General features: G+C 39.5%; 23 protein-coding genes and 2 tRNA genes. 18 read left to right on the top strand and 7 right to left on the bottom strand.

Features of this window, described 5'->3' with window-relative positions; all coding sequences use genetic code 11:
* Nucleotides 1–640 precede the first annotated feature (640 nt).
* Nucleotides 641–1678 carry an aspartate--ammonia ligase gene (gene asnA / locus B3P17_RS01040; RefSeq protein ID WP_252638378.1) on the top strand — a complete coding sequence of 346 codons (1038 nt, stop codon included), beginning with the start codon at nt 641–643 and terminating at the stop codon, nt 1676–1678.
* Between the two features lie 112 nt (nt 1679–1790).
* Complete coding sequence (locus B3P17_RS01045) at nt 1791–3458, top strand: nucleoside kinase (RefSeq protein ID WP_252638379.1); 1668 nt, start codon at nt 1791–1793, stop codon at nt 3456–3458.
* 118 nt (nt 3459–3576) lie between these two features.
* Here the strand turns inward: B3P17_RS01045 and B3P17_RS01050 are convergent, their stop codons facing one another.
* Nucleotides 3577–4842, bottom strand: coding sequence for an ABC transporter permease (locus B3P17_RS01050; protein WP_252638380.1), 1266 nt, complete (start codon nt 4840–4842; stop codon nt 3577–3579).
* A 13-nt stretch (nt 4843–4855) separates the two neighbouring features.
* Entirely contained in the window at nt 4856–6115 is a 1260-nt protein-coding gene (locus B3P17_RS01055) for an ABC transporter permease (RefSeq protein WP_291102664.1), read from the bottom strand.
* Between the two features lie 404 nt (nt 6116–6519).
* Between B3P17_RS01055 and B3P17_RS01060 the strand changes: the two genes are divergently transcribed.
* The gene (locus B3P17_RS01060; RefSeq protein ID WP_252638382.1) at nt 6520–7770 is read left to right on the top strand and encodes a DUF5018 domain-containing protein; all 1251 of its coding nucleotides are present in this window, start codon (nt 6520–6522) and stop codon (nt 7768–7770) included.
* Nucleotides 7771–7865: 95 nt separating this feature from the next.
* Here the strand turns inward: B3P17_RS01060 and B3P17_RS01065 are convergent, their stop codons facing one another.
* From B3P17_RS01065 to ribH, 5 genes are all read right to left on the bottom strand, one after another.
* The gene (locus B3P17_RS01065; protein ID WP_135104594.1) at nt 7866–8207 is read right to left on the bottom strand and encodes a hypothetical protein; all 342 of its coding nucleotides are present in this window, start codon (nt 8205–8207) and stop codon (nt 7866–7868) included.
* A gap of 167 nt (nt 8208–8374) precedes the next feature.
* Nucleotides 8375–8812: a hypothetical protein gene (locus B3P17_RS01070; protein ID WP_135104593.1), complete on the bottom strand. Its 438-nt coding sequence runs from the start codon at nt 8810–8812 to the stop codon at nt 8375–8377.
* A gap of 742 nt (nt 8813–9554) precedes the next feature.
* Nucleotides 9555–9627, bottom strand: a tRNA-Gly gene (locus B3P17_RS01075).
* A 25-nt stretch (nt 9628–9652) separates the two neighbouring features.
* Nucleotides 9653–9735 (bottom strand) — tRNA-Tyr (locus B3P17_RS01080).
* Between the two features lie 35 nt (nt 9736–9770).
* Nucleotides 9771–10268 (bottom strand): 6,7-dimethyl-8-ribityllumazine synthase, encoded by a 498-nt coding sequence (gene ribH / locus B3P17_RS01085; protein ID WP_252638383.1) that lies wholly within the window; start codon nt 10266–10268, stop codon nt 9771–9773.
* Between the two features lie 200 nt (nt 10269–10468).
* Here ribH and dut point away from each other — a divergent pair, with 200 nt between their 5' ends.
* From dut to B3P17_RS01160, 15 genes are all read left to right on the top strand, one after another.
* A complete protein-coding gene (dut, locus tag B3P17_RS01090; RefSeq protein WP_006843835.1) occupies nt 10469–10903 on the top strand; it encodes a dUTP diphosphatase in 435 nt (144 codons plus the stop codon).
* Between the two features lie 19 nt (nt 10904–10922).
* Nucleotides 10923–12704, top strand: a complete 1782-nt coding sequence (locus tag B3P17_RS01095; protein WP_291102672.1) for a tetratricopeptide repeat protein — start codon at nt 10923–10925, stop codon at nt 12702–12704.
* Nucleotides 12701–13546, top strand: coding sequence for a DUF4292 domain-containing protein (locus tag B3P17_RS01100; RefSeq protein ID WP_252638385.1), 846 nt, complete (start codon nt 12701–12703; stop codon nt 13544–13546). The genes B3P17_RS01095 and B3P17_RS01100 overlap by 4 nt, the downstream gene beginning before the upstream one ends.
* Nucleotides 13543–14844 (top strand): murein hydrolase activator EnvC family protein, encoded by a 1302-nt coding sequence (locus tag B3P17_RS01105; protein WP_252638386.1) that lies wholly within the window; start codon nt 13543–13545, stop codon nt 14842–14844. Before B3P17_RS01100 ends, B3P17_RS01105 begins: the two co-directional genes overlap by 4 nt.
* 5 nt (nt 14845–14849) lie before the next feature.
* Entirely contained in the window at nt 14850–15578 is a 729-nt protein-coding gene (locus tag B3P17_RS01110) for a sugar 3,4-ketoisomerase (RefSeq protein WP_291102677.1), read from the top strand.
* Nucleotides 15568–16503 (top strand): GNAT family N-acetyltransferase, encoded by a 936-nt coding sequence (locus tag B3P17_RS01115; RefSeq protein ID WP_252638388.1) that lies wholly within the window; start codon nt 15568–15570, stop codon nt 16501–16503. The genes B3P17_RS01110 and B3P17_RS01115 overlap by 11 nt, the downstream gene beginning before the upstream one ends.
* A gap of 161 nt (nt 16504–16664) precedes the next feature.
* Nucleotides 16665–18263: an amino acid permease gene (locus B3P17_RS01120; protein WP_422653385.1), complete on the top strand. Its 1599-nt coding sequence runs from the start codon at nt 16665–16667 to the stop codon at nt 18261–18263.
* A 77-nt stretch (nt 18264–18340) separates the two neighbouring features.
* Complete coding sequence (gene rlmB, locus B3P17_RS01125; RefSeq protein ID WP_252638390.1) at nt 18341–19081, top strand: 23S rRNA (guanosine(2251)-2'-O)-methyltransferase RlmB; 741 nt, start codon at nt 18341–18343, stop codon at nt 19079–19081.
* A gap of 26 nt (nt 19082–19107) precedes the next feature.
* Nucleotides 19108–19485, top strand: a complete 378-nt coding sequence (locus tag B3P17_RS01130; protein WP_006843843.1) for a RidA family protein — start codon at nt 19108–19110, stop codon at nt 19483–19485.
* A 74-nt stretch (nt 19486–19559) separates the two neighbouring features.
* A complete protein-coding gene (ribD, locus tag B3P17_RS01135; protein ID WP_252638391.1) occupies nt 19560–20606 on the top strand; it encodes a bifunctional diaminohydroxyphosphoribosylaminopyrimidine deaminase/5-amino-6-(5-phosphoribosylamino)uracil reductase RibD in 1047 nt (348 codons plus the stop codon).
* A 93-nt stretch (nt 20607–20699) separates the two neighbouring features.
* Nucleotides 20700–22082 (top strand): DUF6242 domain-containing protein, encoded by a 1383-nt coding sequence (locus tag B3P17_RS01140; protein ID WP_252638392.1) that lies wholly within the window; start codon nt 20700–20702, stop codon nt 22080–22082.
* An 89-nt stretch (nt 22083–22171) separates the two neighbouring features.
* A complete protein-coding gene (locus tag B3P17_RS01145) occupies nt 22172–22876 on the top strand; it encodes a DUF6089 family protein (protein ID WP_135104580.1) in 705 nt (234 codons plus the stop codon).
* A 17-nt stretch (nt 22877–22893) separates the two neighbouring features.
* Nucleotides 22894–23643: an isoprenyl transferase gene (locus tag B3P17_RS01150; protein WP_252638393.1), complete on the top strand. Its 750-nt coding sequence runs from the start codon at nt 22894–22896 to the stop codon at nt 23641–23643.
* Nucleotides 23644–23711: 68 nt separating this feature from the next.
* Entirely contained in the window at nt 23712–26387 is a 2676-nt protein-coding gene (locus B3P17_RS01155) for a BamA/OMP85 family outer membrane protein (RefSeq protein WP_006843848.1), read from the top strand.
* Nucleotides 26388–26476: 89 nt separating this feature from the next.
* Nucleotides 26477–26992, top strand: coding sequence for an OmpH family outer membrane protein (locus tag B3P17_RS01160; RefSeq protein WP_006843849.1), 516 nt, complete (start codon nt 26477–26479; stop codon nt 26990–26992).
* Nucleotides 26993–26998 lie beyond the last annotated feature (6 nt).

Raw genomic sequence — 26998 nt, forward strand, 5'->3', positions numbered from 1 at the left:
TATTTAACGAAAACAATTTCACCCACATGCTGTTTTCATATTTAATAAAACTACTAGTCACAATGTCTTTTTATGAATAAAGTTATACTACATTTGGTATAACTCTCTAAATTCATTTTATAACTTTCCTAAACCACCTCCCCAATGCTTATTCCTGCATAAAAAAAACAATACAACAGCTAATTATCAAAAATAAAGCATCTTAACATTTTGAGACAATTATTTAAGATCAACTTACAATCACAAAAATAGAAGTTAAATTTCATTAAAACTGACAAGATTTCGACAAGTTGATAGCACTATATCGACTTCGTATATAGTATAAAAATTAAACAAATTTATCTAAATAAAGTTCAAACAACAAATATACACAAGATTATTAACGCATAATATATAAAGTAAGTGAACAAGCAAAAACAAAGACAATATCGACATAAGACAGGATTGTCTATTCGACGCAATATTAAGAATATATAGAAAATAGTGTAAGATAATTTAACGATAAACTCTTCACAAAGAAAATAATAACAGATCATCAAAACGATCAAAATGCATATTTTAAGCCCATAAAATTTTCACATTAACACAAAAAGCCTAACTTTGCAAATCATTTAACACGTAAATAGGCAAATTAATAAAAATGAGCTACTTAATTAAACCCAAACACTATCGTGCCCTCTTAGATTTACAGCAAACAGAGATGGGCATCAAGCAGATTAAAGATTTCTTCCAACAAAATCTATCTTCCGAATTACGCTTAAGAAGGGTTACAGCTCCTTTGTTCGTTCTCAAAGGGATGGGCATCAACGATGACCTCAACGGCGTAGAAAGAGCTGTAAATTTCCCAATAAAAGATATGGGTGACGAACGTGCCGAAATAGTTCATTCATTAGCCAAATGGAAACGGTTGACCCTAGCCGACTACAATATAAATGAAGGTTTTGGCATATATACAGACATGAATGCCATCCGAGCAGACGAAGAGCTGGGCAACTTGCATTCTTTGTATGTAGATCAGTGGGATTGGGAAATGGTTATGTCTCCCGAAAACCGAAACTTAGAATTCTTGAAACAAATTGTAAACAGAATATATGCTGCATTGGTAAGAACAGAGTATTTAGTATATGAGATATTCCCTACTATCACTCCTATTTTGCCTTGCAACATAAAATTCATACATGCAGAAGAGTTATTGCAAATGTATCCGGACCTCCCTGTAAAAGAGAGAGAAAACAAAATAGCAAAAGAATACGGAGCCGTATTCATCATTGGTATTGGCGGAGAGCTTAGCAATGGCAAACCACACGACGGACGAGCTCCCGACTATGACGACTGGACTACCAAGTCCGAAAACGGATACAAAGGACTCAACGGAGATCTTATCGTATGGAATCCTGTTTTGGAACAAGGCATGGAACTATCATCGATGGGAATACGTGTAAATAGAGAAGTACTATTGGAGCAGCTTCAGATATCAGGTCAGGAATCGAGAAAAGAGCTTTATTTCCACAAGCGTTTGCTAAACGAAGAGCTCCCACAATCGATAGGCGGCGGAATAGGACAATCGCGACTATGCATGTTCTACCTCAGAAAAGGGCATATCGGGGAGATACAAGCCGGACTATGGCCTAAAGAAATGTGCTCTGAAGCACTAAAGCTGGGCATGCCATTAATATAGTTCTGCACAGGCATGTTTTTTAAATAAATATTTTTACTTAACTTTATAATCTGGAGGATGTTTTTTATAACTAAGAACATCCTTCGATATGTTTATAACTTACATTCAGATTATGGAGAAAAAAGTAACGATTTTTTGTACAAACACAAATACATATCAGGACTTTCCTGCAGGAAGCAATCTTATAAAAATATTGGAAGGCTTTGACGTCAAGTCAGAATCTACCATCGTAAACGCAAAAGTCAATAATAAAACCGAACCTCTCGACTATTGCGTGTATCACAACAAAACGGTAACCTTTGTAGACCTAACAAGCCCATCGGGCATGCGGGCTTATGTACGCTCGCTTTGCTTTCTGCTGGCAAAAGCTGTTTCCGAAACTTTCCCCGAAGCTCAGCTTTATATCGAGCACCCCATATCGCTGGGTTACTTTTGTAAGATCAGCGACCGAGGTACGATCGACGAAAAAGCAATAGTGGCCATAAAGACAAAAATGCAACAATATATCGAGGCCGATATGCGCTTCGAAGCCGTTGAGGAAGAAACCGACAAAGTAGTGAAAATGTTCCGAAACAGAGGGTTTGAAGACAAAGCCTTGCTTCTCGAAAGTTCGGGAGAATTATACTCCAAATATTATAGGCTCAACGGATCGGTCGACTATTTTTACGGATGCCTCGTGCCTTCTACAAAATATATTCACCTCTTCGGGCTCGAACTCTACAATGATGGCTTGTTGCTACGTGTACCAAACCGAAGCAACCCGATTGAACTTGAACCTGTCATTTCGCAAGATAAAATGTACAATGTATACAAAGAGCATCTCAAGTTTCTGAATATCATTGGGCTCGATAATGTGGGAGATATGAACAAAGCGAATAAGATGGGTACAATGCCTAATATCATAAAGGTATCGGAAGCCTATCAGGAGAAGAAGATAGCAAATATTGCTACCGAAATAGCAGCACGGGCAAAAGAGGGTGTCAAGGTAGCACTTATATCCGGCCCTTCATCGTCGGGAAAAACAACATTCCGAATGCGGCTGGAAGTACAGCTGATGGTTAACCTCTTAAAACCGGTAGGACTATCGCTCGACAATTATTTTGTAGATAGGGAATTAACCCCTTTGGACGAAGATGGAGATTATGACTTCGAATCATTGTATGCATTGGATATAGCTAAGTTTAATGAAGACCTTCAGAAATTACTGAAAGGGGAGGAAATAGATTTACCGACATTCAACTTCACAACGGGAAAACGAGAGTATAAAGGAGACAAACTCCTGCTTGAAGAAAACTCAATCCTTGTGATCGAAGGCATCCACGGACTTAACCCCGAACTGACAAGAGATATACCTGACAACCAGAAATACAAGATATATGTATCTGCCCTCACTACCATTTCGTTAGACAACCACAACTGGATACCAACGGCAGACAACCGACTATTGCGCAGGCTGATACGCGACTATAAATACCGAAGCTATTCGGCAATCGACACTATTTCGCGTTGGCAGAGCGTACGCAGAGGTGAGGATAAATGGATTTTCCCATATCAGGAAAATGCTGATGTAATGTTCAATTCGGCTATGATGTACGAACTGGCAGCACTGCGCCGCCATGCCGAACCTGTATTGATGCAAGTACCCAACAGCGCACCCGAATATGCGGAAGCCCATCGGCTACTTAAGTTCCTGAGATACTTCAACTACATCAACGACAAAGAATTACCTCCTACATCTTTATTGAGGGAGTTTCTTGGAGGAAGCAGCTTCAAGTATTAGGATATAAAATAAAGAGTCGCAAAAGGAAGAATAGTATTACTTACTTTGTCATTTTAAATGAATACATCATTCTCTTTTGCGACTATTTTTATGATCAATGGAATCTAAATCCCAACACCTAGTCAGCTCTCAAAGCCTCAACAGGCTGTATAGAAGCTGCTCGATTGGCGGGCCACAATATCCCCGCTACAATAATCAATATCATCACCATCAGCGCAACTACCAACGCAATCAATATACGCTCGATAGAAACAGGAACTCGCCAAACGTCTAAAACATCACCGATAAGCATATTTATATAGACAATAAAAGCGGGAACGATAGACAAAGACATCAGGCACAACCCCTCCAATATCATATGGAGACGCACTTTTCCCTTATCTGCGCCTACCACCATACGGATACCAATCTCACTTCGACGCTGATATGTTCGCAACCAGAATGTACCGAAAACACCCAGAAACACAGTAATAAGTACAAAAACGACGACATAAACCATAGGCAGGATAGACTCCCTGATTTCTTTTCCTACAACATCCTCTCTAAACTTAGAAGAAGGTGTAACAGACGCTACATAAAGATTATTTTCTCGCAGACGGTCGCCCATATCATTCTGAAAATTATCCTGAAAATGCTTTGCACTCCCCGACTTAACACGAATAGAAATATCAACTCTGGTTACATCATTTTCTTTGCTCCAATCTTCAAGCCTTGAATTTGTTATAATCTCAAAGAAAGCTCCCTCGTATGGGAAAAACTCCTGACGCTTCATTATGCTACTAACAGCTATAACTCGGTTGGGATTCGTTCCTCGACCTCCCTCTTCGGGAAAAAAAACATCCCTTCCTATGGCAGCATTTGCGCTCCCATAGAGCTGCTCTGCAATATCCTGTGTCAGAATAATTTGATTCTGCCCGCTTTCTTGAACCCGAATAGGCTTATCATCAGCTGTACGGATACGAAATACATCAAAGTAAGAAGGAGTGACATACCTATCGCGAATAGCTTTTGTGATAACAGAATCCACTTTCAACGAGGCCCACACACCTCCCATCGAGTAAGGCGCCGAATGAAAAGATATTGCCACAGCTTCTACATCGGGATATAATTTTATCCGATCCAGCAAGCTGAGTAATGATTCCGTTGGGGTTTGTGTAATCTGCTCGGGCGCAACATAATTAGGGGCAATAGGGGATAGTGCTTTTAGTTTCAGCACGTAAGTATTATCTATATCAAAGCCTTTAGGTTCCAGATAGTTTTTAGCCCTGACATACAAAAAGTCGGACATAAGCAGTAGAAAGAGAAACACAACAATCAACTCCAATATCAGCCAACCATTATGCCGACGCTCTATCCATATTTGTTTAAAAAGATTCTTTATCATCGTTAATTGTTTTTTAATTCTCAGTATTTAATGACTCTACGATTTCTGCTTTGGCTATTCTCCATGCAGGCAAGATGGTAGACAGGATATTAATGAGCAGACAAACTAATATGGCGGCAACAAAAAGAGTAGGTTTCAGAATCATAGACCAATGCACGTTAACATCAGGATACCCCAACAAACTATCTTTTGCCATATATAAGAATAAGATAGACACTCCCACCCCGATAACACTTCCGATGAAGGTGATTGCAAAATTCTCTATAATAAGTTGCCCGATAATCTTTGTAGATGTTGCACCAAAAGCCTTTCTCAACCCAATCTCGGGGCTTCGCTTTTTAATTTGAGAAAACATAATACCCAAGAGGTTAAATATAGGCAAGAAAAGAAATAAAGCAGCAAGCGAGAGCATTCCCGAAAAATTACCATCCAGATGGTCGCCCTGCACATAGTAAAACATGCGTTGAGTACTCGTAATAGGCTGCTTCCATATATTGGCTTTGAATTCTTTCTGTCCCGAGTTAAAAGTAGCCACCCTACTTTGGGCTTNNAGTATGGCATCAAAATCACTCTTAGATTTAGCCAATATAAATACTTGAAATTCACCACCTATCCCTTCGGTAAAGTCAGCTTTCATCACCTCATCATTCAGCGAATAAGGAGTCCAGATTTCACCATAGGCTTCACTAACGGCATCACTTACAGAAGCTACAACTCCTAAGACTTTATAATCGACATAGTCTAATTGCATGGTTTTACCGGCAACATCCGTTGTTCCGAAAAATTCTCGTGCCACTTTATCGCTTATCACGGCTACCGGCATAGCCGAAGCAAACATCGACTCTGTATAAGAGGTTCCGTTTATAAAATGGAAATCGAATATTTTCCAAAAGTTTACATCCGTTCCTCTTACATCACATTCCCTGATCTTTTTATTGCCTTGAACCGAGGCTTGCTTTTGTGTCACATTAGAGGTAACAGCTGTCACTACCTCCGGAATTGTCATTTTATAAAAACACTGCTGCACGATATTATATCCCATTCCACCTCCACTATACCCTACATTATCTTTATTAAGACCTTCTATTACATCTATATAAAGCATTCTACCTCGTTCCGAAACCGGCGAAAAAGAAGCCGTTTTTATCTGATAAGTCAAGACCAAAATCATCATTGTGGCTACAGCTAAAACAGTACCTAAAATAGTAAAAAAGCCTACTAGAGGATTTTCCCTCAGCCCGGCGATTGCTTGTTTAAAATACTGCTTATACATACTCAATGCTTTTTATTTTATTACTGCTCTGTAAAACGAACAACAAAATAGAGTTGCTAATATTTATCCTCATACATTATTACTTAATCATCGGTCGATATATTTATTCCGAAGTATATAATCAAACGTCCTGCCAAAAACATAAATACCTAATAAACAAATAAATAACCAATAAATCAGTGTTCGATTTCGGACACTTTGTACGATTATGCTTTATCAAATTCGAAAATTACAATAAAAATAAACACGCAAATAGTTCGCTAAACAACCTTAAAGTTTTAAATTTGCATAACCATTGTTCATGTCAGATACACAAAAGTACCCGACAACCTAACCGCTAATTGAGAATTAAGCATATAGAGATTAGCAGAGCCTAATACTTCTAAAATTTAAATTTTCTAATCATGGGACTAAAAAAAATCTTATATCTGATATTATTGATTGCAACAGCTACAGCCTGCGATGACGATACACAAAGTAACATTAAAGAGATCCGAGCTTTTAGTGTAAACGCAATAGAAGCTACAATAGACCAAACAAATAAAACGGTAAGACTAACCCTGCCGAAGGGAAGTGACTTAAAAAAGATAAAACCGACGATTAAAGTATCGCCCAAATCATCCGTAAGCCCGAATTCAGAAATGGAGCTGGATTTCACCAATCCTGTAAAATATATAGTAACGGCAGAGGATGGCTCTCAGCAAGAGTATCTTGTGACTATAACCACGGCAAAATCATCAGATAAATACATCCTTGTTTTCAAGATCGGTCAGAACTCAGGCGACGTAGATTGGCAAAAAAACAGGGTAGACGCCGAAGTTCCCGTGGATACAGATTGGACTAAAATAACGCCTACAATAACCGTGTCGGAAGGTGCGACGATATATCCTGCTTCGGGAACAGAAGTTGACTTTACGAATCCCGTAAAATATACTGTTACAGCAGAAGACGGCAGCAAGGTTGAATATGTGGTTACAATATATGATGCCATCTCAAGAGCCACACCCGTTGCAGTATCTACAATGATAGAAACAGTAGATAAAGAGTCAACCCGCTATTATTTTTCATACAACTGGGCAAGAGAAATACAAGAGTATGCCACCGGGCATTCAGCACCACGGTTTATAACCAAATTTATCTACGACAAGGGAAAAGTAAGCGAGATACTCATTACTGAAGAAAACGAGCCGGAAGTAATAAGTGTTATATCCGATCTAAGTGTTACCTATCCCGACAACAAGACGGTTAACCTCACTGATAAAGCAACAAATGCGATATCTAAAATAAAATTGAATGATTGGGGAAAAGTAACCGAGTATACAAAAAACAATGGAGATATCGAAAAATTTGAATATGACAAACAGGGAAATATAATAAAGTATACGCATGCAAACGGAGACTTCGAAACAATGACTTTCGAAAACAGAAACGGTGCATTCAAAGACAGTTTCAAGCAACAATGGCTATCACTGTTCACAGTATCACCGGCCAAGGCAAATCCTCAGCAGATTACCTCTGTAACTACATACACCAAAGACGGACAACTCAAAGAAACAATTAATTATAAAAATCAATACAACATCACATACAACCTCTATCACTATTCTTATACAAGTGAAGGTGTAAAAACAAGCGTCAGTTTCTTCTACGAATAATAAATACAATAAAAGCGATTGCAAACCAAAAATGTAATCGCTTTTGATATGTCCTTAACACTTAGCTATTGAAGCTAAGATCGCATCGTATACAATTAATTATGCCCGGAATGAGGTACAGGCACAACAACAGGCACAGGAGTCCTATTGGGAGTACCGGCAAACCATTCTACTAATTTATCATTCAGAAAACGAATTGTATAGCTATTTCCATACAAGTTGTCGGAGTATGCAATTGTCTCCAAGTCACCCTCGGGAACCGCAACAGCCTCAAGGTGTGTATAGCTCGTACCCAACACATTCACAACCTCTTGCTTGGTCATGCCCAATCTGAGTTGTTTTACTTTCGAGTCTAAACTCCACACTCCACAAGAACATAGAGCAACCGTACAGAATAAAATAAACAGGAAAAATTTATTCAGTAGTATCCTTTTCATAGCATGTATTTTTATGATGTATCCTTGTTATTAAGACAAAAATACGAAGAAAAGGTTTAAATGTAAAAGTTTTAAAAATATAGTAAGAAAAATAACAAACAAGAATTTATCCTTTCAGTTTGTTTTGATTCTTATAAGATATAACAAACCCTCTTGGGATTATATTATTATGATTCTAACAATCCGGAAATTTCATTATTCGCCAATATCATGTTATCAAGAATTTTCTCCAAATTATTCTTCAATTCTCGCGAAAAACTATTCAATAATTGCAGATGAATTTCAACATGGCAATCGTCATCGATACCCAGAATTGTTTTAATACCTTTATATTTCAAATTAATATTTGCTGCAATATTAAGCATCTCCCCTCTCTTGTCTTCGGGTAGTTCGTAGCTGTGCAGGTTATAAAGGATCAGGCTGAACATTTCAGTCTCTAAAGGTATACAAACTACATTCTCGATATCGGCTCCAACAACATTATGAAGCGGACGAATACTAAATGTATTTCCGTTATAAATAAAAGTGATAAAGCGATCAACATGACACTCAGGAAATAAACCTCTCTCTTGTAAACAATTGTAGAATTCATTTTTAATGTCCATTTTTATTTTATTTACGCCTTTCTGTTCCCCTCGAAAGACAGGATAAATATATATGGAAGCGTGGGAATCAGCCGTACTATCACATTCAGAGGTATCGCCAAACACCCATCGCATAGATAGACAACTAACCCCACGCTCATATATAATTCATACTAAAAAACGTATAAACCAAATGAACGTGAGAGCCAATTGCTACTACCCCTATGCGATTAAAATTTGGCGATTTTCCGAATATGGGATAATACCTTAACACTTCTCGTTTAAAATCTATATAATCCCAATACAATCCGCTGACAGATTAGAATTAACACAAATTTAGACGAAATGCGCGACCCTTCAAAATATTTCAAATCAATAGTTTCGATAAAAAACGAATTTGTTAAATTATCATATCAATATTCACTAATGAACAAATAGCTGGCTATACGCTTCGTTATAATTCTTTATTTTGCTTGCAATTTCACACAAAAAGTCACATCTTCAAACAGAAGACATCCCCCCCTTATTTAAATACTGAATTTGATATATTGGAAGAATTTCTGTAGACAGAAAACATTGACAACTTTATTCACACTTCAGTAGTAAGCGATCTGCTTTTTGTAAAATTCATGTACAATCTCAATACCCATAATCGTGGTTGTGTTAACGTTCTTACAATACCCTACTAACTTTACACCTAAAAGCAGTATTTTTTAGGACAAAAAAAGCAACTACATTTCTGTAATTGCTTTTCTGTCATCAGAGCGGAAGACGGGGCTCAAACCCGCGACCCTCAGCTTGGAAGGCTAATGCTCTATCAACTGAGCTACTTCCGCAATGTATAATTTGCATCTCAAAAAGTGGGCAGTGAAGGATTCGAACCTCCGAAGACGTAAGTCAGCTGAGTTACAGTCAGCCCCAGTTGGCCGCTTTGGTAACTGCCCTTTTTGCTTTGCGGATACAAAGGTAATACTTTTATTTATTCCTCCAAATTTCTACGGTAAAAATCTATCATTTTTATCGCAGTTATTGCGCATTCATCCCCTTTGTTACCATGCTTGCCTCCGGCACGATCTATAGCCTGCTGCATGTCGTCGGTAGTTAAAAGTCCGAATATGAATGGAATATCATAGCGAATATTCATATCTGCGATACCCTGAGTTACGCCACTGCATACATAGTCAAAATGTGGAGTATCTCCTCTTACTACGCATCCGATAACGATAACGGCATCCACCGGCTTATTTTCTGCCAGATGTTTTGCACCAAAAACAAGCTCAAAACTTCCCGGAACAAAGTCGATCAGAATATTTTCTTCTTTCACCCCATGCTTTTTCAATGTGCTATACGCTCCATCAAGCAAAGGCTTCGTTATATTCTCGTTCCATTCCGATACCACGATACCGACTGTCATTTCTACTCCACTGGGCACTGTAGCCGGATCGTACGATGATAAATTATGGTATGCTGTTGCCATTTTTTATATATTTTGTTAGGCTGCAAAGATACCGATTGTAAACAAATATCCAAAACTCAAAAAAGCTTTATCGATCAAAAGCTTTATCTAAAAACTTTAAACAACTTCTTTAATTCTTAATTTTTATCAATTAGCGAAGTAGATTGCAAAGATTTAACTAATTTCGCACACTATATAATAAGGTATTACAAATCATTACAATGAAAGTAAAAATCATAAATAAATCGCAACATCCCCTTCCCGAGTATGCCACCCCTTATTCAGCAGGAGTAGACCTCAGGGCTAATATAGAAAATCCGATCACGCTAAAACCCCTCGAAAGAACGATGGTTCCTACAGGGCTCTATCTGGAACTACCACAGGGCTACGAAGCGCAAATACGCCCTCGCAGCGGATTGGCTGCCAAACACGGATTGACCGTACTGAACTCTCCGGGAACAATAGATGCCGACTATCGGGGCGAAATCCGTGTTATCTTAGTCAACTTATCCAACGACAACTTTGTTATAAACAATGGTGAACGAATTTGCCAGATGGTTATAGCCCAACATGCGCAAGTAGTATGGGAAGAAGTAGACTCGATCAGTGAGACTGAGCGTGGCGACGGAGGATTCGGACACACAGGAAAAAAATAAAAAAGAACTATATTCTTATATGAAAAGAACTATATACAGCGTCCTTCTCTTCTTATTTGTTGTCTCAGCATTCTCCGATCTATCGGCACAGAAGAAGACCGTCAAAAACAGTGTCGTATCTCAAGCCCAAGACCTGCCGATGGCTAAACTGTCGGAAGATGACAAGCGCAAGTTTGACTATTACTTTCACGAGGCTATGAATGCCAAAGCGACAAGTAAATTTGACTCGGCATTCGACCTTTTGGGATACTGCTTGGCTATCGATTCTACCAATGCCAATGTGTATTACGAATTGGGGAATTATTACAATTCGCTGGATAATAAAAATAAGGCATTGGATTTCTATCGTAAGGCTACAAGTTACGACGGAAGCAACTTCTATTACAACATGGCCTATGCAAGCCTTTGCCTAGAGTTTAAGCAATATAGCGACGCTATAGAACAGTTCGAAAAGCTTCTTGTATCCAACCCCGACAACTCGGACTTATATGTATATCTGTCGGAAGCCTATCGCATGGATGGAAACATACACAAGGCGATATCGACCCTCGACAAGATGGAGCAAATAGTAGGACTGAACGAAAAGATCAGCCTGCATAAGTACCAACTGTATACAGCGATAAAACAAGAGAGCAAGGCTTTTGCAGAAATACAAAAGTATATAGACAAATATCCGTACGAAATAAAATATCAGATATTGCTTGCCAACTTATACTTGCAAGCAGGGAAAAACAATGAGGCGTACATGGTCTACAGTAAAGCAAAATCCATCGACCCCGAAGATCCTTATCTGATATCGTCACTTGCTGAATATTACGAAAGAACAAACAACAAAGAGGCAGCCGAAGAAGAACTTCACACAGCCCTTATGAGCCGCAAGATGGAGATCGACACCAAGTTGGCTATTCTGGCTCAGTATGTAGGCACTTTGCAGCAAAACAGACAGGATACGAAGGTCGCCAATCAGCTGTTCGACTCCTTGATGGTACAACATCCGCAAGAGCCGAAGCTAAACCTCATGTATGGCAATCTGCTGATGATGCAAAACAAAAAAGAGGAAGCACGATTCCAATATCAGGTATTTGCAGAAGCCAATCCAACTAACCCGGTAGGATGGGAGCAACTGCTGAGCACAGCATTTCCTGATAGCTTAGACATGACAATCAGAGTTTGTAAGCAAGCCATATCATACAACCCCGAACAACCTCAGTTTTACTTCTACTTGGGTATTTCGGAGTATATGAAAGATGATTATAACACTGCACTGGAAACACTTCAAAAAGGAGTGGTATATGTAGACGAAGAAAACGTATCTCTTCTATCCGACTTCTACGGGCAAATAGGTGACCTGTATTACCACCTCAACAAGCTCGACAGCGCATTCCTTACCTACGACAAAGCGATAGAGTATAACCCAAACAACATGGGTGTGCTCAACAATTATAGCTATTTTCTTTCCGTAGCCAAGAAAAACTTGGACAAGGCAGAGAGAATGAGTAGCGTTACGGTAAAAGCAGAACCAACAAACCCTACCTATTTGGATACCTACGGATGGGTATTGTTTGAGCAAGGAGCTTACACGATGGCAAAAATATATATAGAAAACGCCATAAAGTATAGCGAAGAAAAAAAGACAGAAATCAGCAGTGAAGTACTCGAGCATTACGGCGATGTACTATACAAAACCGGAGAGACCGAAAAAGCACTGAAATACTGGATAAAGGCAAAAGAGAAAGGTGACAGCAAGTCGAAAACGCTGGACAAAAAAATTGAAACAAAAACTTACTTTGTCGAAAAATGAAACTATCCAACAGATATATACTTATAGTACTTGTCACTCTGGCAATACCTTTTGCTATCAGCAGTTGCGGATCGAAAAAGACGCTGACTACAGGAGGCACATTAGCCGAGAAAAACAACAATGAAGTGATTGCCGACGCCCTGAGATCGGAGCTCGATTATAAAACGCTGACCACAAAAGGCAGTATCGAGTTCAAGTCGGGCAAATCGTCACAAAAAGTTCCTGCGGTATTTAAAATAATAAAAGACAGTATACTTCAGGCTTCGGTACGAATACCGTTTATAGGGGGAGAGGCTATGCGCATCAACTTCACGCCCGACAGTATAGTTATTATAGACCGCCTAAAAAAACAATACATGGCCGAACGCTACAAAGACTCGAAAGTAGTTGCAGGCTTCGACTTCAATTATTACAACCTTCAGGCACTGTTTACCAACAGGTTGTTTATCCCCGGATATAAAGAGGTAGTAAATAAAGACTTCGGCAAATTTAAAGTTACTTCAACAAACGATACGTATCTGATGCAAACAAAAGGCAAAAGCGATTTGTTGTACAACTTCCAAGTTGATGCGTCCGACAGAATTATATCTACTCTTATCATTCAGGAGAAAAAGAATGTTTCCATCCAATGGGATTACAGCAACTTTATCAAAGACAACAATCGTGTATACCCCACAAATATGGAAGCGAAGGTTAGCTTTGCAAAAAAACAAGCCAACATCAATATTTCATACGACAATCTGGATATAGATAAAGACTTTAGTGTAGATACATCGATTCCTTCTAAATACAAAAAAGTTGGATTTTCGGATATTATAGGAGCTTACATAAAATTGAAATGAGAAAAACACTTCTCTTACTCACACTCGTCGTTAGTATTTCTTCTTTTGCTCAAACAGCCAAAATAAAAGAACTGGAGCAGCAAAGGAAAGATGCCTTGCGTGAGATTTCAAATACTGATAAGCTACTGCGTGAAACCAAGAAAACAACAACAAACCTCCTAGACAGAATAAAACTGATCTCGAACCAAATATTTTCGCGTCAAAAAGTATTAGGCCTTCTCGAACAGGAAGTGAGCGGTATATCTGCCGAAGAAATACAGATAGGGAAGGAAATTGTAATTCTCGAAGCCGAGCTTAAAGCGAAGCAAGCCAATTACGCCAAAGCAATCGATGCCATGCAACGCAACAGGCAAGGAGAAAACAAATTACTGTTTATCCTATCGGGCAAATCACTCACCGAATCGTACCGAAGAATGCGTTACCTGAGAGAATACTCGGAGTGGAGAAGTCAGCAGGCTGACGAGATAAAAGAAAAGAGCGAAACGCTCAAAGAAAGAAAAGAAGCGTTGAAGAAAGTAAAGACCGAAAAGGTGACGCTAATCAATCTTCGGTCTTCGGAACAAGATAAACTAAAGAAAGAAGAAACAAATTATCAGCAAGAGGTTAGCGAAGCACAAAGCAAACAGAAAGACCTCCAAAAAATACTGACTCAGAAGAGAAAGCAAGCCGAAGCCCTCGACAGACAAATAGCCAAGCTCATAGCCGAAGAGGTAGCCCGTCAGGAACGTGAAGCAAAACGAATAGCTGAGGAAAAAGCACGTGCAGAAGCAGCGAAAAATAATAATGCGACAACCAATAATAAGAATAAGACTCGGACTAGATCGAGTGAAAGCAGAACAACAACACGTACTCCTGTTGCCACTTCTACTCCCGAAAATATAACATTATCGAACAACTTTGCGGCAAATAAGGGTAGACTTCCTTACCCTATATCTGGAAACGCAACCATCACCACACGTTTTGGTACACACCAGCACAGCAAATGGAATGTAACCACCTCAAGCGGAGGTATAGACATTCGATCTCAGGCGGGAGCCGATGCCAAATCGGTATTTAATGGTGAAGTAACTTACGTAGCCGCAATTCCGGGATATAATACCTGTATCATTGTCCGTCATGGAAACTATTACACCTTCTATGGCAATATACAGAGCATATATGTGAAACAAGGTGATACCGTAAAAACCGGCCAGTCGTTGGGTAAAGTATATACCGATCCCGACACGGGCTACTCTCAAATGCATTTCCAACTCTGGCAAGGTACAAACAAGATGAATCCTGAACCTTGGCTAAGATAATGGATATGGAGAGAGACAGTTTTATCGAATTACCAATCATCACAGACCATCGGGGCAAGCTTACCTTTGCCGAAATAGGGCAGCATATACCGTTCGATATCTCTTGTGTTTCGCTGATTACGCAAAAGCAAGACTTAGAAAAGAACGAGCAGATATTGATTGCCTTGCAAGGCGTTGTAGAAATATCCGTTAACGATAGAAGATATACTCTCGACGAGCCTCACCAAGCACTTTATATTCAAGATAAAAGCGAGATAAAAAACATATCCGACAATGCTGTTGGCTTGATTATTTCATCAAAAAAGAATACTAAAGCTTCCGCTAAAAAAGCTTCTTCGTCAAATAGATATACAGTATCAGATTGTGCGCTGATCCCTCTGGAGGAGAATATAAATATAGCAAACGATATCCCCTTTTCAGTAAAGCGTGTTTTCTATATCTATGATATCCCCGAAGGAGAAAGAAGAGGGATGCATGCCCATAAACTTTGTCACGAAATACTGATTGCTATAAATGGCAGTTTCGTAGTAGAGTTGAATGACGGGATAAATAAAAAAACAGTTACCCTTGATAGCTGTTCTTACGGGCTTCATATTCCTCCCGGTATATGGGCGTTAGAGACAGAGTATTCGACCAACGCAAGATGTATGGCATTAGCATCGGACGAATACGATCCTATGAATTACATTCATTCTTATTCAGATTTCATCAAATACCGTCAGGATGGAAATTAAAATATACACGCCCGACTTCAAGCTCGAATGGGATAATTTTGTTCGCAATTCGAAAAATGGCACATTTCTTTTATATCGGGATTTTATAGAATATCACGGCAACCGCTTTAGAGACTATTCTCTACTCTTCTTCGAAAAAGGGAAATTGATTGCTCTTCTGCCCGGACATCTCGAAAACAAAGTGTTTTATTCTCACAAGGGATTGACATACGGCGGTATGATAATGAGCAAGGACACAAAAGCAAAAAATATATTATCTGCATTTGAGTACCTTACCATCACATTTCGCAGGCAAGGGATAAAGAAGATTGTTTACAAAGCTATTCCTCATATCTATCATCAGCAACCAGCAGAAGAAGACCTGTATGCCCTCTTTCGCAACAAAGCAGAGCTTACAGAACGAAATATATCATCGTCGATACTCATCTCCGAAAAAATAAAATATTCGGAACTACGAAAACGAGGGATAAAAAAAGCCGAAAAGAGCGATCTGAAAGTAAAAAAATCTGACAATTGGGAAGGTTTTTGGAAAATCTTGGAACACAATCTGCAAACACGATACAACAAGCAGCCGGTACATTCTCTGGAAGAAATTCTTTTATTGAAAAAGAAATTCCCTAAAAATATACATCTCTTTACGGTAAAAAATAAGGATAAAGATATAGTTGCAGGCTGCCTTATTTTCGAAACCAAAACAGTCGCACATATCCAATACATTGCAGCATCGGACGAAGGAAAGAAGAAGGGAGCTACAGATTTGCTGGTAGATCACATAATCAGTGAAGCATATCCCGACAAGAAGTATTTCGACTATGGGGTTTCCACCGAAGACAGTGGACTGTATCTCAACGAAGGACTGATAGAACAAAAAGAAGGGTTCGGAGCGAGAGCCACAGTATATGATATTTATACGATCAATCTCTAAAAATCAAAATTATAATTAGCGATATATTTACGCTTCCTGATATATCTACAAGTCCTTTATAATATAGAAAAAGAATATTTACATAGATGAATTTAAATTCTTTTATACGAAAAAAGAGCATCGATAGCATCTCTGGCGAGGGCGATTCTATGGGCTCGGGAATGAAAAGAGTACTCGGTGTGAGAGACCTGACGCTTTTCGGTATTGCTGCCATTGTGGGCGCAGGTATTTTCAGCACGATAGGACGTGCAGCTTTTCATGGAGGACCGGCAGTGTCGCTCCTTTTTGTTTTTGTTGCCATAGCCTGCATTTTCACAGCGCTGTGTTATGCTCAGTTTGCATCTATGATATCAGTGAGCGGTAGTGCATACACATACACCTATGTGTCGTTAGGCGAAATATTTGCATGGACAATAGGCTGGGCGCTGATACTCGAATATGCCGTATCGAATATGGTGATAGCAATTTCGTGGTCGGAATATTTCACCACCCTGCTGCAAGGGTTTGGCGTACAGTGGCCCGACTGGCTTGCCATAGGATACGCCACGGCATACAAAGCCCATAATGCAGTGTTGCATGGAGGTACAGACCTGCCTGCACACATACTAAAGGCTGCCCAAATATACCAGAATGCTCCCGAACTATTCGGCTCAAAAATATTGATCAACCTGCCTGCGGGACTTGTAGTTACCGCACTTACTTTTCTTGTCTTTTTGGGAATAAAGGAATCTAAAGCGCTCAACAATTTGCTGGTATATCTCAAGATAGGGATAATACTGGCCGTAATCCTTATCNNCAAGCCCGAAAACTGGTCTCCCTTTGCGCCAAATGGCATACAAGGCGTTCTCGGGGGTGTGGCTGCTGTATTCTTTGCCTTCATCGGCTTCGACTCTATATCTACCACAGCCGAAGAAAGCAAAAATCCACAACGGGACATGCCTCGTGCAATGCTTTACTGCTTGGGGATATGCACCATATTGTATGTTGCGATAGCACTTGTACTCACGGGAATGGTAAACTATAAAAACTTGGGTGTAGACGACCCTTTAGCATACGTATTCCAATTGGTAAATATGGATTTTGTGGCAGGGGTAATATCTTTTACAGCGATAATTGCTATCACGAGCGCAATACTTGTCTTCCAGATCGGACAGCCCCGTATATGGATGACAATGAGCCGCGACGGATTGCTATGGCCTAAGTTCTCGAAAATCCATCCCAAATACAAGACTCCGTCCTTCTCCACTATCATTACAGGAGTTGTAGTGTGTATACCATCTTTGTTTCTCGACATGCAATTTGTGGTCGATCTTACCAGTGTAGGCACATTCTTTGCATTTATCCTTGTGTGTTCGGGAGTGCTGTTTCTCGATCATAAAGGAGAAAGCAAAAAAGCTAAATTTAAGGTTCCCTACATAAATGGACAATATATCATTTTTATATTATTCATAGTTGGAGTATCTTTGTTTATTGGTAAAACCGATTATACAGAGGTTGTCGCCAGAAAACCCTTGCTGATAGTCTTTTGGGCTGTTTGGCTGGGATTGTCTGTTGCGGCATTCAGATATAAGTTTTCGTTGCTCCCCGTATTGGGAATCCTTACCAATTTATATCTGATGACAGAGCTGGGATGGTCAAACTGGGTAATGTTCCTTATATGGCTTGCAATCGGATTGATCATATATTTTGGATATGGATACAAAAAAAGTAAATTAACATTGCAAAGAGAACAGATAGGCAACCCGGGAGATTTAATGTAACATTATCAATCTCAACGAACAGTTGTTGCCATACATACAAAAATAACAAATAGGTCTGCGACCCTAAACATAACAGAATGAAAGAGAAAGAAATGATTTTCGGCATACGTGCTGTAATAGAAGCCATAGAAGCCGGAAAAGAAATAGATAAAGTAATTGTAAGACGTGAACTTCAAGGAGACCTTTCGAAGGAATTGTTTGCTTTGCTGAAATCACGAGACATTGCGGTGCAACGTGTACCCAACGAACGCCTCGACCGTTTTACACGCAAAAACCATCAGGGAGTAATTGCCTTCCTTTCGGCTATCACATACGAGCATATCGAAGACATCATTCCTTTCTTGTATGAGCAAGGGAAAGACCCTTTCATTTTGGTGCTGGATGGAATCACCGATGTGCGCAACTTCGGAGCTATTGCACGCACATGTGAAGTAGCGGGTGTAGATGCAATCGTTATACCGGCAAAGGGTAGCGTAACCGTAAATGCCGATGCCATAAAGACATCAGCAGGAGCATTGCTCAAAATTCCTGTATGTAAGGAGCAAAGCCTTACCAATGCGATTCAGTTCCTGAAAAATAGCGGAATAAAAGTAGTTGCAGCCACCGAGCGTGGTGCTGACGACTATACAGCTGTTGATTACTCTGGTCCAATAGCTTTTGTGATGGGTGCGGAAGACACGGGAGTATCGAACGACAACTTGAGAATAGCAGACAATCTTGTAAAAATACCTCAATTCGGCACAATAGGCTCTCTCAATGTATCTGTTGCCGCCGGAGTACTGATCTATGAAGTGATACGCCAGAAGGGCATAAAATAATTTTCATCATTCAAACTCAGCGTACAATGAAAAAAATAATTTCAACGAATAATGCACCTGCGGCAATAGGGCCATACAGTCAGGCTGTAGAAGTAAATGGTATGGTATTTCTTTCGGGACAACTTCCTATCGATCCGGCAACGGGTGATTTTCCCGAAGGTGGTGCTAAGGAACAAACCGAACAATGTTTCAAAAACATTAAAGCGATCCTTGCCGAAGCAGGTCTTACAACCGATAATATCATAAAAACTACCGTATTGCTAAACGACATAGCTCACTTTGGAGCAATGAATGAGGTGTATGCTACACAATTTTCGGGAACATTCCCCGCACGTTCGGCTTTTGCTGTCAAAGACCTGCCAAAAGGAGCATTGGTGGAAATAGAAGTAATCGCAGCCAAATAATATTTTATAAAAAAATCTTTACAGTAAAATAACCTCGTAATAATTGCGTTTCTCTGTTGTAGAAACTCAAAAGAATGACTGTTGACGAAAAATATATGTATCGTTGCCTGCAACTGGCACTCAATGGAAAAGGATTTGTAAGTCCCAATCCGATGGTGGGTGCTGTGGTAGTTCACAACGATAAGATAATAGGAGAAGGCTTTCACCGTGAGTATGGCAAAGCCCATGCCGAAGTGAACGCCATCGCCAGCGTGAAAGACAAATCATTGCTCAAAGAGTCTACCATCTATGTATCACTCGAACCATGTGCACACCAAGGAAAAACACCTCCATGTGCCCAACTGATCATCGACAACCAGATTCCGCATGTAGTTATCGCATGCCTCGACCCCTACCCTGCTGTTTCGGGACGAGGAATAAAGATGCTGCAAGATGCCGGCATAAAGGTTGATATAGGAATATTAGAGCGGGAAGCATGGGAGCTAAACAAAGAATTCTTTACCATACAAACAAAAGGCAGGCCATATATATACCTGAAGTGGGCACAGACTCAGGATGGTTTTATAGACAAAGCCAGAGACGAGAAAGACATTCCTCAGCCAACGCCGATATCGAATGAGTTTTCGAAAATGCTTGTACATAAGAAAAGAGCAGTTGTTCCTGCAATTATGATAGGTACAAATACAGCAATAAAAGACAATCCGTCGCTCACAACACGACATTGGTATGGAAAAAACCCCGTACGTGTTATACTCGACAGGCAAGGACGCATACCGCTCGATTATACGATTTTTGATGGAAAAGTAGAAACGATTGTATTCACCGAAAAGGAGTCTTTTCCGAAGCTGGAGAAGGTTACTTTCATCCAAATTCCATTCGACGAAAATGTATTGGAAAACATATTCACGACGCTTAAAAAGCGGAAAATCACTTCGGTACTCGTTGAGGGAGGACAAGAACTGCTTCAAAATATTATAGATAAACGATTGTGGGATGAAGCCTTCATAGAAATTTCGGGCATTACATTCAACAATGGAGTACGAGCTCCCATCATTGCGGGGCATGTCTTAAATGAGATAAATTGGGGGGCTTCTAAACACATTCATATACGTTTAGCCTAACCATAAAATTATATAAATATTAGATTTGTTGACGCATAAGCCGAAATTCTTTCTATTTTTGCACATTGATATTGAATAAAACTGATTAAAATAATGAAGTTGAAGAAATTTTCTTACCTACTACTTTTCGTAACTTTTTCACTCATTGCATTAAGTTCTTGTAATGATAATAATACGACTACTACAACTGAAGGCGGTTCTGCCGATGCTCAGATTTATTCGTTCAAGTTGTCAGCCATAGCGGTATCTTCTATCGACTCTGTCAACTATCCTATAATGGCAAAAACCAAATTTTCAATCGATCAGAGTCGAAACCTCATTTACAACATAGACTCATTGCCATATAAAACAAAAATAAAGAAATTTGCCACTACGCTCACATACTCGTCTTACGGCATCGGTAAGCTTCAGCTCGTATACCCCGATTCTATTGCAGAATGGAACGGTACAGATTCTATCAACTATGCATTAAATCCTAAAATCAAGGTATATGCGGCAAATGGTCTCGACAGCAGAGAGTATACGATAGATATACGAATACATAAAATAGACCCCGATACAATTATATGGCACAAGGTAGGTACACTACCCGATGCAGTTGGAATACAACAAAAAACAGTATTGAAAGACAATGACTTCTATACATTTACTGTTGCAGACGGCAACCTAGCTGTATATAAAGCATCAAAAAGTGCTCTTGCATGGTCTAAACATCCAATAACAACAGGACCTTCGGCTGCAAATATTGTAATAGAAAGTATAACACTATTCAACAATACGTTCTATGTTGTAGATAAGAACAATCAATCATACAGTTCTACCGATGGTATCAATTGGACAGCCAAGAACAACGAAGTAAAAGCTATTTATGGCGTATTACCGGGAGCCACTGCAGCAAAAGATTCACTCTTAGTAGCTACGGAGCAAGACGGTAAATACTACTTCGCTAAAACAGCAGATATGCAAACGTTGGTTCTTGTGAAGAACTTAAGTAGCAATCTATCCTCGAACGAAATAAGCCAAAGCTTTCCGGCTTCAGATTTCTCTCCGGTTACTTTTGTCAACAGGGCAAATCTGAGCAGCAATATGCTAACCATCACAGGAGGTAGAGGGTTCAACAATCAGCAATCGAACCTCACATGGTCTTTACGTGTCGGAGATGACAATCTTCTGGAGCTAGGTTCAAACCAAGTGAACTTACTATTCGGTGCGAATGACGGTGTCAGTTGTTTCTTATACGACACATACTTGTTTGCGCTAACAGGAAATATACTATATAAAAGTGACAGCATGGGGGTTAAATGGATTTTAGCTCCATCCAAAGAAAGTTTAAGTACAAGTATACCTAAAGCCTCGGGGCAATCGGTAATAGTAGATAGTGAGAACTATGTTTGGATATTCGGCGGAATACCAAAAACAGGATCTACGCCAGTCAAAGAGATTTGGAGAGGTCGCTTAAATCGTCTTATTCCGTAAGGTTCCCCCAGGTTAAAAACTGGCAGTCGATATACTTATTGTCTTACTTTTGCGTTAGATAAAGATAGATATTGAATAATAAATTTATAATGAGAAAAGAGATACTTTTAATTTTTATACTTATTTCAGCCTCTCTCTTCTCGTCTATCACACTCAACGCACAAGACGACTACAAATATGAGATTGGCGGAATGGCGGGCACATCTTTCTATATGGGAGATGCCAATAAGACAAAATTATATCAGAACCCGGGATTATCGGCCGGCGTTATTTTCAGATATAATAAAGACTTAAGATGGTCTGTAAAAAACAACTTTGTAATAGGCAAAGTATCGGGCGACACCAAAAACATGGGAAATAAATTTCCGCATGATCAGCAAGCATCCTTCAGCAGGATGTTTTACGAATTAGGAAGCCAGATTGAGTTCAATTTATTTAATTATAGTGATAAGTTCAGTTACCTTGGCACCAAACGGATAACACCATACGTGTTTACAGGTGTAGGAATAACTTTTGCTTCGGGAGAGAAGAAATTCTTAGATGCAAATATACCTATAGGCATCGGGCTGAAATACAAAATGAAAGATCGCTTGAATATAGGATTTGAATTCTCTTTCAGGAAATTATTCAGCGACTCATTTGACGTGACCGAGAAAAACAGTAAATTTGACCTCGATAGCCCTTATGGGATAAAAGGTAGCATATTCAAGAACAACGATTGGTATTCCCTTACAATGTTTACCATAACATGGGATTTCGGACGTAGAGTGTGTCCTTGCTTAAATTCTGATTAATTTAAAATAAAATATAAATGTCATATTTTGACCAAATAGATAAAACTAGAATACCCAAACATGTAGCCATAATCATGGATGGCAACGGGCGTTGGGCGAAAAGTCAAAATCTGGATCGCTCTTTTGGGCACAAAGAAGGCATTGTTGCTGTACGCAGAACAATAGAGGCAGCGGCCAAAGCCGAGATAGCCTATATAACCCTTTACACATTCTCTACCGAAAACTGGAAGAGACCCGAAGAAGAGGTTAAGGCACTGATGGCATTGATGATACAGGCTGTAGCCAACGAAACCCCTGATCTGATAAAAAACAATATACGGGTAAAGGTGATAGGTGATATAGACCGCCTGCCCGCCGACACACAGAAAGCGCTGGATTTCTGCTTGAATGAAACATCGGTATGTACAGGCACTACAGTTGTGCTGGCTCTGAGTTATTCTTCGAAGTGGGAATTGACAAAGGCCATGAAGACAATAGCAAGTGATGTGAAAGCCGGAAAAATAAAATTGGAAGACATCGAAGAATCTCTAATTCCACAGTATTTGTCTACGAAAGGAATTCCCGATCCTGATATATTAGTAAGAACCGGAGGCGAGCTGCGCATCAGCAATTTCCTTCTTTGGCAAATAGCATATTCCGAACTTTATTTCACAGATGAGCTTTGGCCCGACTTTAACGAAGAATCGTTATTCAAGGCCGTTGTAGATTTCCAAAACCGGGAACGCCGTTTTGGTAAAACCAGTGAACAGGTATCAACAAAACCATAGGTTCACAAATATAAGAGTAGCATTAATACTAATAAAAATATTATTCGATAATAATTCTTAGACCAAATATGTTAAATAAAGGTTTATTCTTTCTGACTGTTATTCTATGCCTTGTATCCACAGGAATACAAGCACAAGGGGTAGACAGCACCGAAATCAAAAATGTGAATAAGGCTCTTGAAGCAAATGTTCAGGATTTACCGCTAATTACATACAACTCCAGTAAGAAGTATGAAATTGCCGACCTTAAACTCACCGGTTTAGTGAATCCGATGTATGAAGATTACACATTGTTTGGTTTTGCACAGCTACAAGTCGGAGATATAATAGAGGTACCCGGCCCTGAAGTAACAAATGCAGTTCGCCGCTTTTGGAGACAAGGATTATTCTCGGATGTAAAAATTGCCGCTACAAAAATAGAAGGTAATAAAATATGGCTCGAAATCAACCTGAAAGAAAGGCCTCGTATTTCTGATATCGTGTATACAGGAATGAAGAAGTCGGAACGTCAGGATATCGCCGCTAAGGTTGGGATGGTGAAAAATCTGCAAATCACCCCATACCAAATGGACAGAGCCAAGACAATCATAAAAAAATACTTTGACGAAAAAGGATTCAACAAAGCAGAGATATCTCTGACTGAAACGCCTGATTTGTCGAAAGAAAATCATGTTATTCTTAACATTGATGTGGTTAAGAAAAACAAGACCAAGGTGAACAGAATCACCATAGAAGGGAATGAAGAGGTAGCCACCAGAACGCTGGAGAAAGCGATGAAAAAGACCAGACATAAAAGCAATTTTAAGTCTTGGCTTGCCAACTTCCTCCGTTCTACAAAGTATGTACCTGAAAGCTTTGAAGAAGATAAGAACAACTTGATCGCCAAATATAACGAATTGGGTTACCGTGATGCTACAATCCTTTGGGATACAGTATATACAGCTGATGCAGAAGGCAAACCTGATAAGGTAAACATCGACATAAAAGTGGATGAAGGTAAACAATACTTCATTAAAGACATCAAATGGGTAGGTAATACCGTGTATCAGACATGGCAATTGCAAACTCAGTTGAATATGAAACCGGGTGATGTTTACAATCAGAAGAAACTAACCGAGCGTCTTTCGGTAGACGAAGGTGCTGTGATGAATGTATTCTATCAAAATCACGGTTACTTATTCTCTAATGCCGACCCAGTAGAGGTAAATATAGAAAATGACTCTATCGACCTCGAGATACGTATTACAGAAGGCCCTGTAGCTAAAATCCGTAAAGTAACTATATCGGGTAACGATAGGGTATATGAAGATATCGTACGCCGCGAATTAAGAATAAAGCCGGGAGCTCTATACAGCCGTGATGACATTATCCGTTCGATACGTGAAATAGCTCAAATGGGACACTTTGACCCTGAGCAATTAAATAATCCGAAAATAGAACCGGATCAGGATTCAGGAACAGTAGATGTAGGCTTACCGTTGGTGTCTAAAGCAAACGACCAGGTAGAGTTCTCTGCGGGATGGGGACAAACAGGTATTATAGGTAAACTGAGCTTGAAATTTACAAACTTCTCTCTGAAAAACTTATTCAATCCGGGCACATATAAAGGAATTATTCCTCAAGGTGAAGGACAAACATTGACTCTTAGCGCACAAACAAATGCTAAGTATTATCAATCCTATTCCGTTTCATTCTTCGATCCTTGGTTTGGAGGAAAACGTCCTAACTCCTTATCTGTAGGTGCTTACTATTCTCGTCAAACAGACATAAACAGCCGTTACATAAACAACAGTTATGGTTATTCTGCTCTAAGCAACTATTATGGTGGCTATGGTAGTGGCTATGGCAGTGGCTACGGAGATTACAGTTTTGCAGCCGACCCGAACAAATCGATAACAATGATCGGACTATCGGTAGGTTACGGAAAACGTTTGACATGGCCTGATGACTATTTTACATTCCAAACAGAGTTGTCTTACCAAAGATATAGCATGAAAGATTGGGCATACTTCATCGTTAAAGATGGTATTGCAAACAACCTAAGCTTGAATCTTACACTGAGCAGAAGATCTACCGACAACCCGATATACACACGTCGCGGAACAGACCTATCTCTTAGCTTACAGGTAACACCTCCATTCTCGTTGTGGGATGGCAAAGACTATGCGTCGATGAAGAAAATCGATGGCTATTATGAGCCAAGCGAAAAATTCACATGGATAGAATATCACAAATGGAAATTTAAAGCAAGAACATATACATCATTATCTGATGTGGTGAAAACACCTGTATTGATGACTCGTGCCGAGTATGGATTTGTGGGTTATTTCAACAAGAATAAGAAATCTCCATTCGAAACATTCTATATGGGGGGTGATGGTATGTCAGGGTATTCGAGCACATACGCAACAGAAACAATCGGACTTCGTGGATATGAAAACGGATCGTTGGGCACACAGGCCAGTGCATATTCTCGTCTGGCTCTTGAGTTGAGATATCCGCTTATCCTAGAACCATCGTCTACGATCTACCTACTGGGTTTTGTTGAAGCAGGTAACGCTTGGAGTGATCTGAATAAATTCAATCCATTCGATCTTAAACGTTCGGCAGGATTTGGAGCACGTATCATGCTACCGATGATCGGACTAATGGGTATAGACTGGGCATACGGATTCGACCCGATCAATGGATCTCGTGATAACAGCGGAAGCCAATTCCACTTTATCATTGGACAAGAGTTCTAAAAAGCCTTTTAACATTATTTATAAGCAAGTTACTAAACTAAAAGATTAACTGTGCGTCTAATAGATATAACACATTAAATTTGACAGTTATGAAAAGATTATTATTACTATTTGCTCTATTTATCGGAATTGCAGCCGGAAGCTATGCTCAGAAGTTTGCATTGATAGATATGGAATATATATTAAAAAATATAAGCACGTACGAAACTGCTCAGGAGCAACTAAACGTAATGTCTAAAAAATGGCAGGGAGAAGTTGACAAAGTACAGCAGGAAGTAAAAAATATGTACAAGTCGTATCAGTCTGACCTTGTTTTTCTATCGGGAGAACAAAAGACTAAAAGAGAAAACGAAATTGTAGAAAAAGAAAAGAGTTTGCAAGAATTGAATCGTAAATATTTTGGGCCCGAAGGCGAGCTTTTCAAGAAAAGAGAAGCCCTTGTAAAACCCATACAGGACGACATTTACAACGCAATAAAAGAGATATCGGAAGCCAAAGGATATCAGCTAGTGATGGACAGATCATCAGCCGAAAGTGTTATTTTTGCTTCCCCCCGAATAGATATAAGTAATGAAGTTTTAGCAAAGCTCGGATATTCAAAATAATTATTT

This window comes from Dysgonomonas sp. UBA7630, assembly GCF_002483985.1.
GTDB lineage: Bacteria > Bacteroidota > Bacteroidia > Bacteroidales > Dysgonomonadaceae > Dysgonomonas.

What these genes read in the sequence shown, in the direction of transcription:
- asnA (WP_252638378.1), top strand. Translation starts at nt 641, where the DNA reads ATGAGCTACTTAATTAAACCCAAACACTATCGTGCCCTCTTAGATTTA.
- B3P17_RS01045 (WP_252638379.1), top strand. Translation starts at nt 1,791, where the DNA reads ATGGAGAAAAAAGTAACGATTTTTTGTACAAACACAAATACATATCAG.
- B3P17_RS01050 (WP_252638380.1), bottom strand. Translation starts at nt 4,842, where the DNA reads ATGATAAAGAATCTTTTTAAACAAATATGGATAGAGCGTCGGCATAAT.
- B3P17_RS01060 (WP_252638382.1), top strand. Translation starts at nt 6,520, where the DNA reads ATGGGACTAAAAAAAATCTTATATCTGATATTATTGATTGCAACAGCT.
- B3P17_RS01065 (WP_135104594.1), bottom strand. Translation starts at nt 8,207, where the DNA reads ATGAAAAGGATACTACTGAATAAATTTTTCCTGTTTATTTTATTCTGT.
- B3P17_RS01070 (WP_135104593.1), bottom strand. Translation starts at nt 8,812, where the DNA reads ATGGACATTAAAAATGAATTCTACAATTGTTTACAAGAGAGAGGTTTA.
- ribH (WP_252638383.1), bottom strand. Translation starts at nt 10,268, where the DNA reads ATGGCAACAGCATACCATAATTTATCATCGTACGATCCGGCTACAGTG.
- dut (WP_006843835.1), top strand. Translation starts at nt 10,469, where the DNA reads ATGAAAGTAAAAATCATAAATAAATCGCAACATCCCCTTCCCGAGTAT.
- B3P17_RS01095 (WP_291102672.1), top strand. Translation starts at nt 10,923, where the DNA reads ATGAAAAGAACTATATACAGCGTCCTTCTCTTCTTATTTGTTGTCTCA.
- B3P17_RS01100 (WP_252638385.1), top strand. Translation starts at nt 12,701, where the DNA reads ATGAAACTATCCAACAGATATATACTTATAGTACTTGTCACTCTGGCA.
- B3P17_RS01105 (WP_252638386.1), top strand. Translation starts at nt 13,543, where the DNA reads ATGAGAAAAACACTTCTCTTACTCACACTCGTCGTTAGTATTTCTTCT.
- B3P17_RS01110 (WP_291102677.1), top strand. Translation starts at nt 14,850, where the DNA reads ATGGAGAGAGACAGTTTTATCGAATTACCAATCATCACAGACCATCGG.
- B3P17_RS01115 (WP_252638388.1), top strand. Translation starts at nt 15,568, where the DNA reads ATGGAAATTAAAATATACACGCCCGACTTCAAGCTCGAATGGGATAAT.
- rlmB (WP_252638390.1), top strand. Translation starts at nt 18,341, where the DNA reads ATGAAAGAGAAAGAAATGATTTTCGGCATACGTGCTGTAATAGAAGCC.
- B3P17_RS01130 (WP_006843843.1), top strand. Translation starts at nt 19,108, where the DNA reads ATGAAAAAAATAATTTCAACGAATAATGCACCTGCGGCAATAGGGCCA.
- ribD (WP_252638391.1), top strand. Translation starts at nt 19,560, where the DNA reads ATGACTGTTGACGAAAAATATATGTATCGTTGCCTGCAACTGGCACTC.
- B3P17_RS01140 (WP_252638392.1), top strand. Translation starts at nt 20,700, where the DNA reads ATGAAGTTGAAGAAATTTTCTTACCTACTACTTTTCGTAACTTTTTCA.
- B3P17_RS01145 (WP_135104580.1), top strand. Translation starts at nt 22,172, where the DNA reads ATGAGAAAAGAGATACTTTTAATTTTTATACTTATTTCAGCCTCTCTC.
- B3P17_RS01150 (WP_252638393.1), top strand. Translation starts at nt 22,894, where the DNA reads ATGTCATATTTTGACCAAATAGATAAAACTAGAATACCCAAACATGTA.
- B3P17_RS01155 (WP_006843848.1), top strand. Translation starts at nt 23,712, where the DNA reads ATGTTAAATAAAGGTTTATTCTTTCTGACTGTTATTCTATGCCTTGTA.
- B3P17_RS01160 (WP_006843849.1), top strand. Translation starts at nt 26,477, where the DNA reads ATGAAAAGATTATTATTACTATTTGCTCTATTTATCGGAATTGCAGCC.